13 protein-coding genes are annotated in these 16,660 nt (G+C 63.5%); 11 read left to right on the forward strand and 2 right to left on the reverse strand.

From position 1 onward, the window contains the following. Positions 1–111: 111 nt before the first annotated feature. On the forward strand, positions 112–2,793 hold the full coding sequence (locus MESCI_RS05825; protein WP_013529030.1) for a DNA translocase FtsK: 2,682 nt from the start codon (positions 112–114) through the stop codon (positions 2,791–2,793). 88 nt (positions 2,794–2,881) lie between these two features. On the opposite strand, the gene fsa is transcribed toward MESCI_RS05825, so the two are convergent. Next, positions 2,882–3,538, reverse strand: coding sequence for a fructose-6-phosphate aldolase (gene fsa, locus MESCI_RS05830; RefSeq protein WP_013529031.1), 657 nt, complete (start codon positions 3,536–3,538; stop codon positions 2,882–2,884). A 90-nt stretch (positions 3,539–3,628) separates the two neighbouring features. On the opposite strand from fsa, the gene MESCI_RS05835 reads away from it, so the two are divergent. The 8 genes from MESCI_RS05835 (at position 3,629) to MESCI_RS05870 (ending at position 12,479) form a co-directional block, all read left to right on the forward strand. After that, complete coding sequence (locus MESCI_RS05835; protein ID WP_013529032.1) at positions 3,629–5,812, forward strand: primosomal protein N'; 2,184 nt, start codon at positions 3,629–3,631, stop codon at positions 5,810–5,812. Between the two features lie 54 nt (positions 5,813–5,866). Further along, a complete protein-coding gene (locus tag MESCI_RS05840; protein WP_013529033.1) occupies positions 5,867–6,562 on the forward strand; it encodes an aspartate/glutamate racemase family protein in 696 nt (231 codons plus the stop codon). Positions 6,563–6,657: 95 nt separating this feature from the next. Then, a complete protein-coding gene (locus MESCI_RS05845; RefSeq protein ID WP_013529034.1) occupies positions 6,658–7,053 on the forward strand; it encodes an AGROH133_08824 family phage infection protein in 396 nt (131 codons plus the stop codon). A gap of 246 nt (positions 7,054–7,299) precedes the next feature. After that, positions 7,300–7,860: a F0F1 ATP synthase subunit delta gene (locus tag MESCI_RS05850; protein WP_013529035.1), complete on the forward strand. Its 561-nt coding sequence runs from the start codon at positions 7,300–7,302 to the stop codon at positions 7,858–7,860. Continuing rightward, positions 7,860–9,389 (forward strand): F0F1 ATP synthase subunit alpha, encoded by a 1,530-nt coding sequence (atpA, locus tag MESCI_RS05855; RefSeq protein WP_013529036.1) that lies wholly within the window; start codon positions 7,860–7,862, stop codon positions 9,387–9,389. Before MESCI_RS05850 ends, atpA begins: the two co-directional genes overlap by 1 nt. Before the next feature lie 32 nt (positions 9,390–9,421). Continuing rightward, entirely contained in the window at positions 9,422–10,306 is an 885-nt protein-coding gene (locus MESCI_RS05860; protein WP_013529037.1) for a F0F1 ATP synthase subunit gamma, read from the forward strand. Positions 10,307–10,376: 70 nt separating this feature from the next. Next, the gene (gene atpD / locus MESCI_RS05865) at positions 10,377–11,969 is read left to right on the forward strand and encodes a F0F1 ATP synthase subunit beta (protein ID WP_024504228.1); all 1,593 of its coding nucleotides are present in this window, start codon (positions 10,377–10,379) and stop codon (positions 11,967–11,969) included. Positions 11,970–12,071: 102 nt separating this feature from the next. Then, positions 12,072–12,479: a F0F1 ATP synthase subunit epsilon gene (locus tag MESCI_RS05870; protein WP_013529039.1), complete on the forward strand. Its 408-nt coding sequence runs from the start codon at positions 12,072–12,074 to the stop codon at positions 12,477–12,479. 50 nt (positions 12,480–12,529) lie between these two features. On the opposite strand, the gene MESCI_RS05875 is transcribed toward MESCI_RS05870, so the two are convergent. Beyond that, a complete protein-coding gene (locus tag MESCI_RS05875) occupies positions 12,530–14,050 on the reverse strand; it encodes a mannitol dehydrogenase family protein (RefSeq protein ID WP_013529040.1) in 1,521 nt (506 codons plus the stop codon). Between the two features lie 95 nt (positions 14,051–14,145). Here MESCI_RS05875 and uxaC point away from each other — a divergent pair, with 95 nt between their 5' ends. Both uxaC and MESCI_RS05885 read left to right on the forward strand, forming a co-directional pair. Continuing rightward, positions 14,146–15,606, forward strand: a complete 1,461-nt coding sequence (uxaC, locus tag MESCI_RS05880) for a glucuronate isomerase (RefSeq protein WP_164919856.1) — start codon at positions 14,146–14,148, stop codon at positions 15,604–15,606. A 32-nt stretch (positions 15,607–15,638) separates the two neighbouring features. Continuing rightward, a complete protein-coding gene (locus tag MESCI_RS05885; protein ID WP_013529042.1) occupies positions 15,639–16,616 on the forward strand; it encodes a TRAP transporter substrate-binding protein in 978 nt (325 codons plus the stop codon). The last annotated feature ends 44 nt before the right edge of the window (positions 16,617–16,660 follow it).

Here is a 16,660-nt window from a genome sequence, read left to right on the forward strand (position 1 = left end):
AGACTGCCACGAAGATTTTGGCGCTCAGGATCGTCGGCGACCCATCCGGGAAGCAACTGTTAACCACTCGCTCCCTATTGCTCGGCAGACATTTCACAGTGAGTCTTGAGAATGGAAGCCAAGCGTTTTTCCCGGGTCAATTTGTCGACGGCCGCATCGCCTGATGATCCCGAGGGGAAGCGCTCCGAGAGCATCGGCGACAGGGGTGGTCAGCGAAGTTCTTCCGCGGCAAGCGACCTTGATCGTCCGGCTCGCAAGGAAACGGCCGGCCGGCAGCCCGCCACACGCCAGGCCGGCTATTCCGCGCCGGTGGTCGATCTCGGCGGCAACAAGCGGCCCTATATGGAGCCGCGGAGTGGCTCCGACGACACGCCTTCGAAAATCGGCGATATCGAGAGCCCTGCCTGGCAGGAATATTTCTTCCTTGCACCCAACGTGCGTTTTACACGCACGCCGGATTATGAGGCCAGGAAGCATCATCCGCAGCACGAGCGTGTCGTCGAACACGGCGCGACGCGCCCGGCACAGCAAGCCGTTGCGCAACCCATGGTCGGCAGGGCGTCCTCCGCGCCCTCGCTCCTGGCATTGCCGGCGTCGGTGAAAAGCCCTGCCTCCCAGCCGCAGACCGGGCACGCCACGCAAGGGCCACTGCCGCCGGCTGCTGCTTTTGTCCCGTCCGTGCGCGCCAGGGAGAAGGTGCCAGCCGTTGCGCCGGTGCCGCCGAGGACGGTCGCAACGGGACGGGCATCCGCGCGTGCGTCCGTTGCTCCGGGCGCCCCGACCAAAACCGAAAGGCAGCGCTGGCCCTATCTTTCGGATCATGCCTTCTTCGAGGCTATGGCACCCTATCTGGTCGACGTTTCGCCGTCGGCCCGGCAAACCGGTTCAGCGTCGCCTGCGCCGCTCGCCGCAGCGCCAGTCACCACCATGCCGATCGACATCCGCCCGACGACAGGGACCGATGCCACCGCCTTGTTTCGTGTCATCGACTGCCTGCCGGGCCAGGCCTTGAAGCCGTTGCCGGATGTTTGGCCGGCCAATTCGAACCAGGCCGTCGCCCAACCTGACGTGCCGGCGAGCAATGCGCTGTCGCCGGTCCAGCCTGTCATAATTCCAGCCGCCAAAAGCGATGCCGTTTCCGCGCCGGCCGCGCCAAATGCGAACGTCCCTGCCAAGGCCGTTGGCGCCCGCTCTGCACGCTTGCCTGGGGCTGGAAAGGTGGTGCTGTCAACCGCGGGCGATCCCTACGAGCTTCCCTCGGAAGAGCTGTTGCAGCAGCCACCGGAGGGACAAGGTTTCTACATGTCGCAGGAGCGGCTCGAGCAGAACGCGGATCTGCTGGAAAGCGTGCTCGAAGACTTCGGCGTGCGTGGCGAGATCATTCATGTTCGTCCCGGCCCGGTCGTCACGCTCTATGAGTTCGAACCGGCGCCGGGCGTCAAATCTTCTCGCGTCATCGGGCTTGCCGACGATATCGCCCGCTCCATGTCGGCGATTTCGGCGCGCGTCGCCGTCGTGCCCGGCCGCAACGTCATCGGCATCGAGCTCCCGAACGAGATGCGCGAAACCGTCTATTTCCGGGAGCTGATCGAATCGGAGGGCTTCCGCAAGACGAGCTGCAAGCTGGCGCTGTGTCTCGGCAAGACGATCGGCGGCGAGCCTGTCATTGCCGAGCTGGCGAAGATGCCGCATTTGCTCGTTGCAGGAACCACCGGCTCCGGCAAGTCGGTTGCCATAAACACCATGATCCTGTCGTTGCTCTATCGGCTGAAGCCGGAAGAATGCCGGCTGATCATGGTCGATCCCAAGATGCTCGAGCTGTCCGTCTATGACGGCATTCCGCATCTGCTGACGCCCGTCGTCACCGATCCCAAAAAAGCCGTCACCGCGCTGAAATGGGCGGTGCGCGAGATGGAGGACCGGTATCGCAAGATGGCCAGGCTCGGCGTGCGCAACATCGATGGCTACAACGAGCGCGCCGCCGCTGCCCGCGACAAGGGCGAAACCGTCGTCATGACGGTGCAGACCGGCTTCGAAAAGGGCACCGGCGAGCCGCTTTTCGAACAGCAGGAAATCGACCTCGCGCCGATGCCCTACATCGTCGTCATCGTCGACGAGATGGCCGACCTGATGATGGTCGCCGGCAAGGAGATCGAAGGCGCGATCCAACGTCTGGCGCAGATGGCACGCGCTGCCGGTATTCACCTGATCATGGCAACGCAGCGCCCCTCGGTCGACGTCATCACGGGTACGATCAAGGCCAATTTCCCAACCCGGATTTCCTTCCAGGTGACATCCAAGATCGACAGCCGCACCATCCTGGGCGAGCAGGGCGCCGAGCAGCTGCTTGGCCAGGGCGACATGCTGCACATGATGGGTGGGGGACGCATTTCCCGCGTGCACGGTCCCTTTGTCTCCGACGCGGAGGTCGAGCATGTGGTCGCGCATCTGAAGGTACAGGGCCGCCCCGAATATCTGGAAACCGTGACGGCCGACGAGGATGAGGAAGAGGAGGAAGACGACCAGGGCGCGGTCTTCGACAAGGGATCGGTTGCAGCCGAAGACAGCGATGCCATCTACGACGAGGCGGTCAAGGTGGTGGTGCGCGACAAGAAGTGTTCGACCTCCTACATCCAGCGCCGTCTCGGCATAGGCTACAACCGCGCCGCGTCGCTGGTCGAGCGTATGGAAAAGGAAGGCTTGGTCGGCACACCCAACCATGTCGGCAAACGCGAAATCATCATGGGCCGGCGCCAGCCGGCGAGCCCGCCCGAGGATGACGGGGCGGATTGAGCGGCAGTCTGCTTGGAGCGCACATGAAAAAGGCCGGTTGCCCGGCCTTTTTCATCACAAACGAATTGGCTTCAGCCGATCACCATCGTCAGCCGATCTTCTGGCCGGTCTTGGCCCAGTCGGCGAGGAAGGCGGCGAGGCCCTTGTCGGTCAGCGGATGGTTGACCAGGGCCTTCAGGGTCGCCGGCGGCGCGGTCACGACGTCGGCGCCGATCAGTGCCGCCTGCTTGACGTGGTTCACGGTGCGCACCGAGGCGACGAGGATCTCGGTCTGGAAATCGTAATTATCATAGATCTGCCGGATTTCCTGGATCAGCTCCATGCCGTCGATGCCGATGTCGTCGATGCGGCCGACGAAGGGCGAGATGAACGAGGCGCCGGCCTTGGCCGCAAGCAGCGCCTGGTTGGCCGAAAAGCACAGGGTGACGTTGACCAGGCGGTTCATCTCGGTGCGGATCGTCTTGCAGGCCTTGAGGCCGTCCAGCGTCAGCGGCACCTTGATGCAGACATTGTCGGCGATCTTGGCCAGAACCTTGGCCTGCTGCATCATCTCGGAATATTCGGTGGCGGTGACTTCAGCCGAGACCGGACCCTTGACGATGTCGCAAATCTGTTTGGTGACCTCGGCGATCTTGCCGCCGGATTTGAGGATCAGCGACGGATTGGTGGTGACGCCGTCGAGCAGCCCCAGATCGTTCAGCTCACGGATATCCTTGACGTCGGCGGTGTCGACAAAAAATTTCATGGCGGGTCTCCTGAAGATTTTCATGTGCATGTCATGCACATTTGGGGTCGGCCTTTGATCTAGACCAAAGTCAGGGCAAGGTCACGCCTCATGATCGAAGATTCGCCCTTTGTCGCAGCCGCACCGGTGCTGGTGCCGATGCCCGCCGAACGCCCCTACACCTACGCCGTGCCGGCCGGCATGCGCGTGGCGCCGGGCTCGATCGTGCGCGTGCCGCTCGGTCCGCGCCAGGTCGCCGGCATCGTCTGGGACGGCGCGGTCGAGAAGGTCGATGCGAAGAAGCTGCGCCCCATCGAACAGGTCTTCGATTGCCCGCCGATCGACCGCGCGATGCGCCGTTTCGTCGACTGGGTGGCGCAATACACGCTATCGCCGCCCGGCATGGTGGCGCGCATGCTGCTCAGGGCGCCGGAGGCTTTCGACCCCGAACCGTGGATCGAGGGGTTGCAGCGCACGCTTCTCGCACCTGACCGGATGACGGGCGCCAGGCAGCGCGTGCTGGAGACGGCCGAAGGCGGCCTTGCCTGGACGCGCTCCGGCCTCGCTCACGCCGCCGGCGTGTCCTCGACGGTGATCGACGGCCTGAGGGCGCAAGGCGTGTTCGAGACCGTGATGATCCCGCCGCGCCCGGTGGTGGCCGCGCCCGATCCCGGCTACGCTATTCCGGAACTGATGCCGGACCAGGGCGCCGCGGCGCAGATGCTGCGCGCCAATGTCGCAGCCGGCGTGTTCAACGTCGCGCTGCTCGACGGCGTCACCGGTTCGGGTAAGACCGAGGTCTATTTCGAGGCGGTGGCGGCTGCGCTCGACCAGGGGAGGCAGGTTCTGATCCTGCTGCCGGAAATCGCGCTGACGCATGCCTTTCTCGAGCGCTTCCAGCAGCGCTTCGGCGCCAAGCCGGGCGAATGGCATTCCGACCTGCCGCCGCGGATGCGCGAGCGGGTTTGGCGGCAAGTGGCGGAGGGCGGCGTGCGGGTCGTCGCCGGCGCGCGCTCGGCGCTGTTCCTGCCGTTCAAGGAGCTCGGCCTTATCGTCGTCGACGAGGAGCACGACCCTGCCTACAAGCAGGAGGACCGCGTCTTCTACAATGCGCGCGACATGGCGGTGGTGCGCGGCCATATCGGCAGCTTCCCCGTGGTGCTGGCGTCGGCGACGCCGTCGGTCGAAAGCCGGGTCAATGCGAGCCAAGGTAAATATAACAGGGCGGTGCTTTCCGCTCGCTTCGCCGAGGCAGCACTTCCGCATCTGAAGGCGGTCGACATGCGGCGGGCGCCGCCGGCGCGTGGCGGCTTTCTGTCGCCGGTGCTGCTCGACCAGATGCGCCAGACGCTGGAGAGGCAGGAGCAGTCGTTACTGTTCCTCAACCGGCGCGGCTATGCGCCCTTGACGCTGTGCCGGGTCTGCGGTCATCGCTTCGGCTGCCCAGTCTGCTCGGCCTGGCTGGTCGAGCATCGCTTTCGCGGCCAGCTGGTCTGCCATCATTGCGGGCACAATGAGCGCCGCCCCGAAGCCTGCCCGGAATGCGGCACGCTCGATCATCTGGTCGCCTGCGGACCGGGCGTCGAGCGGATCGCCGAAGAGGTCGTTACGCATTTTCCCGACGCGCGCACCATCGTCTTGTCGTCAGACCTGATGGGCGGCGTGCGGCGGCTGCGGCTGGAGCTGGAGGCGATCGCCGATGGCGAAGCCGACATCGTCATCGGCACGCAGCTCGTCGCCAAGGGACACAATTTTCCCAACATGACTTTGGTCGGCGTCGTCGACGCCGATCTCGGACTTGCCAATGGCGATCCGCGCGCCGCCGAGCGCACGTTCCAGCTGCTCAGCCAGGTCACCGGCCGCGCCGGCCGCACCGGCAAGAAGAGCCTTGGCCTGCTGCAGACTTTTCAGCCCGACCACCCGGTGATGCGGGCGATCGTCTCGGGCGACGCCGAGGCATTTTACGAACGTGAGATCGCCGAGCGCGAACGGGCTGCCCTGCCGCCCTTCGGCCGGCTCGCGGGTGTCATCGTCAGTGCGGTGACACGAGCGGAAGCCGAGGGCCACGCACGTGGCCTGCGCCGCGCCGCACCCGAGGCGTCAGATCTGTTCGTGCTGGGGCCAGCCGAGGCGCCACTGTCACTGCTCGGCGGCCGCCACCGCTTCCGGCTGCTGATCCAGGGCGAACGGCGCGCCGACATGCAAGGTTTTATCAGGACCATGCTGGCCAACGGGCCGAAGCAACGCGGCTCGGTCCGGGTGCAGGTCGACGTCGACCCGCAGAGTTTTTTGTAAGGTTGCGCTTTCAGCGATAGGTTGCCCGCAAGCCAGCGAGATGTGGAAACTCATATGAAGACCCTTGGCCTGCTCGGCGGCATGAGCTGGGAATCGACCGCCATCTACTATCGCCTGCTCAACGAGATCGTGCGCGAACGGCTGGGTGGGCTGCATTCGGCGAAACTGCTTCTGTGGTCGTTCGACTTTGCAGAGATCGCCGAGCGGCAGCATCACGGCGATTGGGACGGTGCCGGCGTGCTCCTCGTAGAAGCGGCGCGCAAGCTTGAGGCCGGCGGCGCGGAAGGTCTGCTTTTGTGCACCAACACCATGCACAAACTGGCCGATCAGGTGCAGGCGTCGGTGTCGATCCCGCTGATCCACATCGCCGATGCCACCGCAGTGGCGGTCAAGCGTGCCGGAATGCAGCGTCCGGCGCTGCTGGCGACGCGCTTCACCATGGAGCAGGATTTCTACAAAGGCCGGCTCGCTGACAGATTTGGCTTGGACCCCGTGGTGCCTGATGCGGCCGGGCGCGACATGGTGCACCGTGTCATCTACGAGGAATTGTGCCAGGGCATCGTCACCGAAACATCCAAGGCGGCCTATATCGCCGAGACAGAACGCCTGCGCCGCGAAGAGGCGGCCGACAGCGTCATCATGGGCTGCACCGAGATCACCATGCTCATCGGCCAGCAGGATTTCGACATCCCGGTCTTCGACACGACGCGCATCCATGCCGAGGCGGCTGTGGAATTCGCGCTCGGTTGATGCGCGCTGCCTAAAGTACCTGGACCCATCTGGCGCGGGGGCTTTCCTCCGTTAGAATGCCCGGAATTTCAAAACAGGCATTTCGAGGGGACAAGATGGATTTTGCGCTTCCATGGCCGACGAGCCAGGGCGAATGGCTGGCTTGGTCGAGCGCCGTCTTCACGGTGCTGCTCGGGCTTTTGTTCTTCCTGGCGCCGGGTCTCGCCTTCCGTGCCCTGCGCCTGCAGGTCAAGCCAGAGAAGGCTGCCGCGATCGCCGAGGGGCGCGGCAGGATGTCCGGCTTTTATCTCGGTGTCGGCCTGTGCTGTATCCTGCTGGCGCAGCCGCTGATCTACATGGCGCTTGGCTTCTCCTGGCTGTTCACTGCCTTCGGCCGGCTGCTGTCGATGATGTCTGATGGCGCCAACACGCCTTTCAATTGGGTTTCCATTGTGCTGGAATTGGTCCTGGCGGCGTTGCCGCTCGCCTTCGCCTTCGGCTTTCTGCCTTGAATCATTGGGTATTCCGCGATGGAAGACGGGCGACTTTCGCCGGATGCGACAATAGTGCCTGAAAACCATGCGGAACGACGCATTGCGGTCTTAAAATGCCTGTGCTAGACGGCAATCGACTTTCGGCCGGGGATAGCGGAAGCCGCGCCTCCGTGCTCGAAAAAATGCAGTAAGGTCAAAGATTTAGCCAGAGTTTTTGCTCGCGCCAACAATCTACGGCCTGTCAGACAAGAGAAAAGACGGTCCGTGGCTCAATCGTCATCGCCAATCTCAGGTGTCGCAGAACGCTATGCGGGTTCGCTGTTCGAACTCGCCCTGCAGGCAAATTCCGTGGCCAAGGTCGAAGCCGACCTCAACAGTTTCGAAATCATGCTCGCGGGCAGCGCTGATCTCACCCGGCTGATCAACAGCCCGGTGTTCTCCAGCGAGGACCAGGCGAAGGCCATCGCGGCGATCGCCGACAAGGCCGGGATCACCGGCCTCACCGGAAATTTCCTGCGCGTCGTCGCCCGCAACCGCCGGCTGTTCGCCATTCCCGGCATGATCAGGGCGTTCCGCCAGATATCAGCCGAACACCGTGGCGAGACCGCTGCTGAAGTGACGTCGGCTCACGCGCTGACGGCTGTCCAGCAGACCGAACTCAAGGCGGCGCTGAAGAGCGTTGCCGGCAAGGACGTGGCTATCTCCGTCACCGTCGATCCGTCGCTGCTCGGCGGGCTGGTGGTCAAGATGGGCTCGCGCCAGATCGATACGTCGCTCAAAACCAAACTCAATTCGCTCAAGCTTGCACTGAAAGAGGTCGGCTGATGGACATCCGCGCCGCGGAAATTTCCGCAATTCTGAAAGACCAGATCAAGAATTTCGGCAAGGAGGCCGAGGTCTCCGAAGTTGGACAGGTGCTGTCCGTCGGTGACGGTATCGCTCGTGTCTACGGCCTCGACAATGTCCAGGCCGGCGAGATGGTCGAATTCCCCGGCGGCATCCGCGGCATGGCGCTCAACCTCGAAGCCGACAATGTCGGCGTCGTCATCTTCGGCGCCGACCGCGACATCAAGGAAGGCGACATCGTCAAGCGCACCGGCGCCATCGTCGACGTTCCCGTCGGCCCAGGCCTGCTCGGCCGCGTCGTCGATGCGCTCGGCAATCCGATCGATGGCAAGGGTCCGATCAAGGCAGTCGAGCGCAAGCGCGTCGACGTCAAGGCGCCCGGCATCATCCCGCGCAAATCGGTGAACGAGCCGATGTCGACCGGTCTCAAGGCCATCGATGCGCTGATCCCGGTCGGCCGCGGCCAGCGCGAGCTGGTCATCGGCGATCGCCAGACCGGCAAGACCGCCATCATCCTCGACACGATGCTCAACCAGAAGTCGGTGCACGACAACGGCCCCGAGAAGGAAAAGCTCTACTGCGTCTACGTCGCCGTCGGCCAGAAGCGCTCGACCGTCGCGCAGTTCGTCAAGGTGCTGGAAGAGCGCGGCGCGCTCGAATACTCGATCATCATCGCCGCCACCGCTTCCGACCCGGCGCCGATGCAGTTCCTGGCGCCGTTCGCCGGCTGCACCATGGGTGAATATTTTCGCGACAACGGCATGCACGCGCTGATCAGCTATGACGATCTGTCGAAGCAGGCCGTCGCCTATCGCCAGATGTCGCTGCTGCTGCGCCGCCCGCCGGGCCGCGAAGCCTATCCGGGCGACGTGTTCTACCTGCACTCGCGCCTGCTCGAGCGCGCCGCCAAGCTCAACGACGATCTGGGCGGCGGGTCGCTGACCGCTCTGCCGATCATCGAGACGCAGGCCAACGACGTGTCGGCCTACATCCCGACCAACGTGATCTCGATCACCGACGGCCAGATCTTCCTCGAAACCAACCTGTTCTTCCAGGGCATCCGTCCTGCGGTGAACGTCGGTCTGTCGGTGTCGCGCGTCGGCTCGGCCGCGCAGATCAAGGCGATGAAGCAGGTTGCCGGCTCGATCAAGGGCGAGCTCGCGCAGTACCGCGAAATGGCGGCCTTCGCGCAGTTCGGCTCGGATCTCGACGCCGCCACGCAGCGCCTGCTCAACCGCGGATCGCGCCTGACCGAACTCCTGAAGCAGCCGCAGTTCTCGCCGCTGAAGACGGAAGAGCAGGTCGCGGTGATCTTCGCCGGCGTCAACGGTTATCTCGACAAGCTGCCGGTCAACCAGGTCGGCAAGTTCGAGCATGGCCTGCTCAGCCACATGCGTGCGGCCGGCAAGGACGTTCTCGACGCCATCCGCAAGGAAAAGGCACTGTCGGACGATCTGCGCGCCAAGCTGAAGGCCGAGATCGACGCTTTCGCCAAGACCTTCGCCTGAGCGAAGCGACAAGACGGGATCAGGTTTGAAGCATGCCTTCATTAAAAGACCTTCGTAACCGTATCGCCTCGGTCAAGGCGACGCAGAAGATCACCAAGGCGATGCAGATGGTCGCTGCGGCGAAGCTGCGCCGTGCGCAAGAGGCTGCGGAAGCGGCGCGCCCCTATTCGGAGCGCATGGGTTCCGTGCTGGCGAACATCACCCAGGCGATCGGCGGCGGTGGCGATGCCCCGGCGCTGATGACCGGCACCGGCAAGGATGATGTGCATCTGCTCGTCGTCTGCACCGCCGAGCGCGGCCTGTGCGGCGGCTTCAATTCGCAGATCGCCCGTCTTGCCCGCGACCACATCCGCAAGCTTTTGGCCGACGGCAAGCAGGTCAAGATCATCTGCGTCGGCAAGAAGGGTTTCGACATCCTGCGCCGCGACTACGCGTCGCTGATCATCGATCGCGTCGATCTGCGCGAGGTCAAGACACTCGGTTTCGTCAATGCCGATGCCATCGCCAAGAAGGTCATCCATCTCTTCAACGAGGGCGGCTTCGACATCTGCACGCTGTTCTATTCGCAGTTCAAGTCGGTGATCAGCCAGATCCCGACCGCGCAGCAGATCATTCCGGCGGGCGTTGCTTCGGCTCAGGCGGAAGTGACGGATGGCGGCAACGCTGTCTATGAATACGAACCGGAGCCGGGCGAAATCCTCTCCGATCTCATTCCGCGCAACATTTCCGTGCAGGTTTTCCGGGCACTGCTCGAAAACGCGGCCGGCGAGATGGGCGCCAAGATGAGCGCCATGGACAATGCAACGCGCAACGCTGGCGAGATGATCAACAAACTGTCGATCACCTATAACCGCCAGCGGCAGGCGCAGATCACCAAGGAACTGATCGAAATCATTTCGGGCGCCGAGGCGCTCTAGGCGCGGTCCGCGGGTTTTTTGCCCGCGACCGGACCGCGTGAGAAACAAAGGACGAAAAAGGGTAAAGACGATGGCGAAAGCAGCGACCCCCCAGAAGGCAGCCCCCAAGGCCGCAGCCGCGAAGGCAGCAGCCCCCGCGAAGGCGGCAAAGGCTCCAGCAGCAGCCGCGAAGGCGGCCCCGGCCAAGGCAGCAGCACCGGCGAAGACCGCAGCTGCCAAGACATCGGCAGTGGCCAGCAAGGCAACCGGCGTTGTCGGCAAGGTCCGCCAGGTCATCGGCGCCGTCGTCGACGTGCAGTTCGGCGATCACCTGCCGGCGATCCTGAACGCGCTCGAGACGACCAATGTCGGCAACCGTCTGGTGCTCGAAGTCGCCCAGCACCTGGGTGAAAACACCGTGCGCTGCATCGCCATGGACTCGACCGAAGGTCTGGTTCGCGGCCAGGAAGTGCGTGACACCGGCGCGCCGATCACCGTGCCGGTCGGCCCGGGCATGCTCGGCCGCATCATCAACGTCATCGGCGAGCCGGTCGACGAAGAAGGCCCGGTCGACGCGATCGAAATGCGCTCCATCCACCAGCCGGCTCCGACGTATGTCGAGCAGTCGACGGAAGCACAGATCCTGATCACCGGCATCAAGGTGCTCGACCTCTTGGCTCCCTACGCCAAGGGCGGCAAGATCGGCCTGTTCGGCGGCGCCGGCGTCGGCAAGACCGTGCTGATCCAGGAACTGATCAACAACATCGCCAAGGCGCATGGCGGCTATTCGGTGTTCGCCGGCGTCGGCGAGCGCACCCGCGAAGGCAACGATCTCTATCACGAGTTCATCGAATCCGGCGTCAACAAGAAGGGCGGCGGCGAAGGCTCCAAGGCCGCGCTCGTCTACGGCCAGATGAACGAGCCGCCGGGCGCGCGCGCCCGCGTCGGCCTGACCGGCCTGACGGTTGCGGAGTATTTCCGCGACCAGGGCCAGGACGTGTTGTTCTTCGTCGACAACATCTTCCGCTTCACGCAGGCTGGTTCGGAAGTGTCGGCTCTGCTCGGCCGTATTCCTTCAGCCGTGGGCTATCAGCCGACGCTCGCCACCGACATGGGCGCGCTGCAGGAACGCATCACCACCACCACCAAAGGCTCGATCACGTCCGTGCAGGCGATCTACGTGCCCGCCGACGACTTGACCGATCCGGCGCCGGCGACCTCGTTCGCCCACCTTGACGCGACCACGACGCTGAACCGCGCCATCGCCGAAAAGGGCATCTATCCGGCCGTCGATCCGCTGGATTCGACCTCGCGCATGCTCGACCCGCTGGTCGTCGGCGACGAGCATTATGGCGTCGCCCGCCAGGTGCAGTCGATCCTCCAGCGCTACAAGTCGCTGCAGGACATCATCGCCATCCTGGGTATGGACGAGCTGTCGGAAGAAGATAAGCAGACCGTGGCCCGCGCCCGCAAGATCGAGCGCTTCCTGTCGCAGCCCTTCTTCGTCGCCGAAGTGTTCACCGGCGCCCCGGGCAAGCTGGTCGACCTCGCCGACACCATCAAGGGCTTCAAGGGCCTCTGCAACGGCGACTACGATCACCTTCCGGAAGCTGCCTTCTACATGGTCGGCGGCATCGAGGAAGCGGTCGAGAAAGCACAGCGCCTCGCGGCTGAAGCGGCGTAATCAAGCGAATAGCGAATAGGGAGTAGCGAATAGGGAATATGGGCCGGCGAATTCTTCTTCTGACTACTCGCTGCTCGCTATTCGCTATTCGCTAAATTGATCATGGCTGAAGCTTTCAAGTTCGAACTGGTCTCGCCGGAGCGCCTGCTTGTTTCCGAGCAGGTTGAATCCGTCGTCATTCCGGGCGCCGAAGGCGAGATGACCGTGATGGCGCATCACGCGCCGGTCATGACGACGATCAAGCCGGGTGTCGTCACCGTAAAGACCGCAGCGGGCGGCGAAGAACGCTATGTGGTGTTCGGCGGCTTCGCCGACATCGTTCCGGCCGGCTGCACGCTGCTGGCGGAATCGGCTGTCGCGGTGAAGGATGTCGACCGCGCCGATCTCGCGCGCCGCATCCAGGAAGCCAAAGAAGACGCCACTGATGCCAAGGACGACGAGGCTCGCAGCAAGGCGGAACAGTTCCTTAGCCAGCTCACCACGCTGGAAGGCGCCATCCTGCCGGCTTGAAATTCGGTTCGATGAAAGAGTAAAAAGCGGGGCCTTGCCTCGCTTTTTGTTTAAATGCCCAAGGCTGCGAAAGCCAATGTCGGGCCGTCTCGTCGCAGGTGGACGAGATGCACGGCCACGAGCTCGATCAAGGTCTGGCGCTCGGCATGGTCCCTGGCGAAGCCGGCGAGGTCGAACACCGCGGTCACGGTTTCGTTCGCCGGCAGTTGCTCGCCCAAAAGTGCCGTCAACGCCGCGTCGAGTGGGTCGCTGAAATGGCCCTCCGGCAAGGTTTTTCCTCGTGCGGCGCAAGCAGCGATCCAGGCAGCCACCACCAACGTGAGATGGACCAGCTCGGTACCGGCTTCTAGACATTCGATGGCGGAAGCGACGATGCGCTGCGGCAATTTCTGGCTGCCGTCATTGGCGATCTGAGCCGTACGGTGGGCAAGTGCAGTGTTGGAAAAACGCTCAGCGAGCTCCGCAGTATAAGCGCTCGTGTCGAGCCCGGCATCCTCGGGCAGGGTCGGGATGGCTTCCGCCCACAATGCATCGACGAATTGCCGGATCGCCGGGTCGGCGAAGGCGCGGTCGACGGTGGCATGACCGCTGAGCAGGCCAAGATAGGCGATGGCCGAATGCGAGCCGTTGAGCAGCCTGAGCTTCATGTCCTCGAACGGGCCGACGTCGCGAACCATGGTGACGCCGAACTGTTCCCAGTCCGGGCGGCCCGCTGGGAAATTGTCTTCGACCACCCATTGGCAGAACGGCTCGGTCATGACAGGCCAAGCGTCCTCGGCACCGAGTTCTTCAGCGATCCGCGCCCGATCGGCATCGGTGGTTGCCGGCACGATGCGGTCGACCATGCTTGAAGGAAAGGCGACCTGATGGGCGATGTGGTCGGCGATTCTAACGTCGCTCTTCACGCCATGCTTGGCATCTCGCAACTGGGCGAATTCAACCAACAGCCGATGCAGCGTGGCGCCGTTGGCCGGCAGATTGTCGCAACAGAGCACGGTAAAGGGCGGCGTGCCGGCGGCGCGTCGCCGGGCAAGCGCCTCGGTCAGGAAACCATGCGCTGTCTTCGGCATCTGCGGATTGGCCAGATCATGGGCGATATCGGGATGAGCAGCGTCCAATCCGCCGCCAGCCGCCCTCAGATAGGCCTTTTCGGTGATCGTAAGCGTGACGATGCGGGTGCGCGGATCGGTCAGCGCGGCCAGCACCGCGCCCGGATCCTCCGGCGCCACCAGCATCGCGGTAATCGAGCCGATGACCTGAAGTTTTTCGGTTCCACTGCTTCTGATCGCCAGCGTATAGAGCCCATCCTGCGGCGTGAGTGCGTCGCGCGTGTCGGCGCTGCGCAGCGAAACGCCTGTTATGCTCCAATCCGTCTCGCCGGCCGCCAGGCAATCGTCGACATAGGCGGCCTGGTGGGCGCGATGGAAGGCGCCGACGCCAAGATGCACGATGCCCGGGACGATGCGGCTGCGGTCATACGAAGGCGTCGCGATCGAAGCCGGCAGTGCGCGCACCGTCTTCGTGGAAAGGCGTTCGGTCGTCGTGGTGCGACTGGTCTGGTCGGATGACATGAGTGGCCTCGGCAGGGATCGGCAAAGCGGCGTAACATTCGATTTCCCGCCACACAATGGGCCGAAAAGTCATCATACAACAATCTAATTTTTGTATGTTGACATTATTTCTTGCCGCCCCTACCGATAGCGGCCCTGGGAGGATTGCCGTGCCACTGACCGATGCGGATCTGCTGTTTCCCGCCGATGCGCATTCGCGCTCGGTTGCCCGCGATCTCTATGCCGGGATCAAGGACCTGCCCCTGGTCAGCCCGCATGGCCACACGGATCCGCGTTGGTATGCGCTGAACGAGCCTTTTCCGGATCCGGCGCAACTGCTCATCGTTCCGGATCACTACATTTTCCGCATGCTGTTCAGCCAAGGCATCCGCCTTGAGGATCTCGGCGTGGCGACGCTGGACGGCGCGCCTGTCGAGACAGACGGCCGGACGATCTGGCGTCGTTTTGCCGAGCACTATTATCTGTTTCGGGGCACACCGACCCGGCTGTGGTTCGATCATGTGCTTGCCGATCTGTTCGGCATCGACGAGCCGCTGACCGCAGCGACCGCCGACCGCCACTACGACGCCATCGCGACGCTGCTGCAGTGGGAGAATTTCCGCCCGCGCGCCCTGTTCGAGCGCTTCAACATCGAGGTCATCGCGACCACCGAAGGCGCGCTCGACGATCTCAAATGGCACCAGATGATCCGCGACAGCGGCTGGCAGGGCCGTGTGGTCACCGCTTATCGCCCCGACGCCGTCGTCGATCCCGACTTCGAGGGGTTTTCAACCAATCTCGACCGGCTCGGCGAGATCACCGGCTGCGACACCGGCAGCTGGGCAGGCTATCTCGATGCGCATCGCCAGCGGCGCGCCTTCTTCAAAAGCTTCGGCGCGACCTCGTCCGACCATGGCCATCCGACGGCCGAGACCGCCAATCTTTCGGATGCTGCAGCGCAGGAGCTGTTCAATCGCGTTCGCCGTGGCTCCGACGACGAGCGCGAACGGAAACTGTTCCGCGCCCAGATGCTGACCGAGATGGCCAAGATGAGCCTCGACGACGGGCTGGTGCTGCAGATCCATCCCGGCTCCTGGCGCAATCATTCGTCGGCTGTTTTCCAAAAATTCGGCCGCGACAAGGGTTTCGATATCCCGACCCGGACTGACTATGTCACGGCGCTGAAGCCACTGCTCGACTGCGTCGGACTTGAGCGCGACCTCACAATCGTTCTCTTCACGCTCGACGAAACAAGCTATGCGCGCGAACTGGCGCCACTCGCCGGTGTCTACCCGGCGCTGAAGCTCGGGCCGGCCTGGTGGTTCCACGACAGCCCGGAAGGCATGCGGCGCTTCCGCGAGATGACCACCGAGACCGCCGGCTTCTACAACACCGTCGGCTTCAACGATGACACCCGTGCCTTTCCCTCGATCCCGGCGCGCCACGATGTGGCGCGGCGGGTCGACTGCGCGTTCCTGGCGCGTCTCGTCGCCGAGCATCGGCTGCGCGAGGACGAGGCGCATGAGCTGGCGCGCGAGCTTGCCTATACACTTGCGAAAAAGGCCTACCGGCTCTGAGCCGGGCGTTTTGGTTTCATAGGGAGGAAGTCATGTTGCATCTTTTGAAATTGACGGCAGTAACATTCGTTTTCGGCTCGTTGCTGGTCGGCATCGCCAACGCCGAAACCGTGCTGCGGTCGTCCGATACCCATCCCGACGGCTATCCAACCGTCGAAGCGGTCAAATATATGGGCGAGCTGATCAAGCAGCGCACCAATGGCCGCTATTCGGTCGAGGTCTATCATTCGGCGCAGCTCGGCGAGGAGAAGGACACGATCGAGCAGACGCAGACCGGCGTCATCGATCTCAACCGCGTCTCCATGGGGCCGTTCAACGGCATCGTTCCACAGACCGCGGTGCCGTCGCTGCCCTACATGTTCCGCTCGGTCGAGCATATGCGCCATGTCATGGACGGGCCGATCGGGGACGAGATCCTGAAAGCTTTTGAGACTCACGACCTTGTCGGTCTCGCCTTCTACGATTCCGGGGCACGCTCCTTCTACAACACCAAGAAGGACATCACCTCGATGGCCGACATGAAGGGCATGAAGTTCCGCGTCATCCAATCCGACGTGTTCGTCGACATGGTCAATGCGTTGGGCGCCAACGCCACGCCGATGGCCTATGGCGAGGTCTATTCGGCTTTGCAGACAGGCGTCATCGACGGCGCCGAGAACAACTGGCCGAGCTTCGAGTCCGCCAAGCATTTCGAGGTCGCCAAGCATTACACGCTCGACCAGCACCAGATCGTGCCAGAGGTTCTGGTGATGTCGAAGGCGAGCTGGGACAAGCTCGCCCCGGAAGACCAGGCGATCGTGCGGCAGGCGGCCAAGGACAGCGTCGTCAAGATGCGTGAATTGTGGGACGCGCAGGAGAAGAAGTCGCGCGACATCGTCGAGAAAGCCGGCGTCAAGGTCAGTGAGATCGACAAGCAGCCGCTGATCGATGCGATGAAGCCGGTCTACGAGAAATATCTCTCGACCCCCGAGTTGAAAGATCTCGCCGCGCGCATCCAGGCGACCAAATAATCCGTTCGCGGCAATGGTGGCGCGAGCTTGCGCGCCACCGTCCA

Origin of the sequence: Mesorhizobium ciceri biovar biserrulae WSM1271 (assembly GCF_000185905.1) — a bacterium.
Classification (GTDB): domain Bacteria; phylum Pseudomonadota; class Alphaproteobacteria; order Rhizobiales; family Rhizobiaceae; genus Mesorhizobium; species Mesorhizobium ciceri.

Bases quoted from the DNA above. Each gene is read 5' to 3' on its own strand.
- MESCI_RS05825 (WP_013529030.1), top strand. From the start codon at position 112: ATGGAAGCCAAGCGTTTTTCCCGGGTCAATTTGTCGACGGCCGCATCG.
- fsa (WP_013529031.1), bottom strand. From the start codon at position 3,538: ATGAAATTTTTTGTCGACACCGCCGACGTCAAGGATATCCGTGAGCTG.
- MESCI_RS05835 (WP_013529032.1), top strand. From the start codon at position 3,629: ATGATCGAAGATTCGCCCTTTGTCGCAGCCGCACCGGTGCTGGTGCCG.
- MESCI_RS05840 (WP_013529033.1), top strand. From the start codon at position 5,867: ATGAAGACCCTTGGCCTGCTCGGCGGCATGAGCTGGGAATCGACCGCC.
- MESCI_RS05845 (WP_013529034.1), top strand. From the start codon at position 6,658: ATGGATTTTGCGCTTCCATGGCCGACGAGCCAGGGCGAATGGCTGGCT.
- atpA (WP_013529036.1), top strand. From the start codon at position 7,860: ATGGACATCCGCGCCGCGGAAATTTCCGCAATTCTGAAAGACCAGATC.
- MESCI_RS05860 (WP_013529037.1), top strand. From the start codon at position 9,422: ATGCCTTCATTAAAAGACCTTCGTAACCGTATCGCCTCGGTCAAGGCG.
- atpD (WP_024504228.1), top strand. From the start codon at position 10,377: ATGGCGAAAGCAGCGACCCCCCAGAAGGCAGCCCCCAAGGCCGCAGCC.
- MESCI_RS05870 (WP_013529039.1), top strand. From the start codon at position 12,072: ATGGCTGAAGCTTTCAAGTTCGAACTGGTCTCGCCGGAGCGCCTGCTT.
- MESCI_RS05875 (WP_013529040.1), bottom strand. From the start codon at position 14,050: ATGTCATCCGACCAGACCAGTCGCACCACGACGACCGAACGCCTTTCC.
- uxaC (WP_164919856.1), top strand. From the start codon at position 14,146: ATGTTGACATTATTTCTTGCCGCCCCTACCGATAGCGGCCCTGGGAGG.
- MESCI_RS05885 (WP_013529042.1), top strand. From the start codon at position 15,639: ATGTTGCATCTTTTGAAATTGACGGCAGTAACATTCGTTTTCGGCTCG.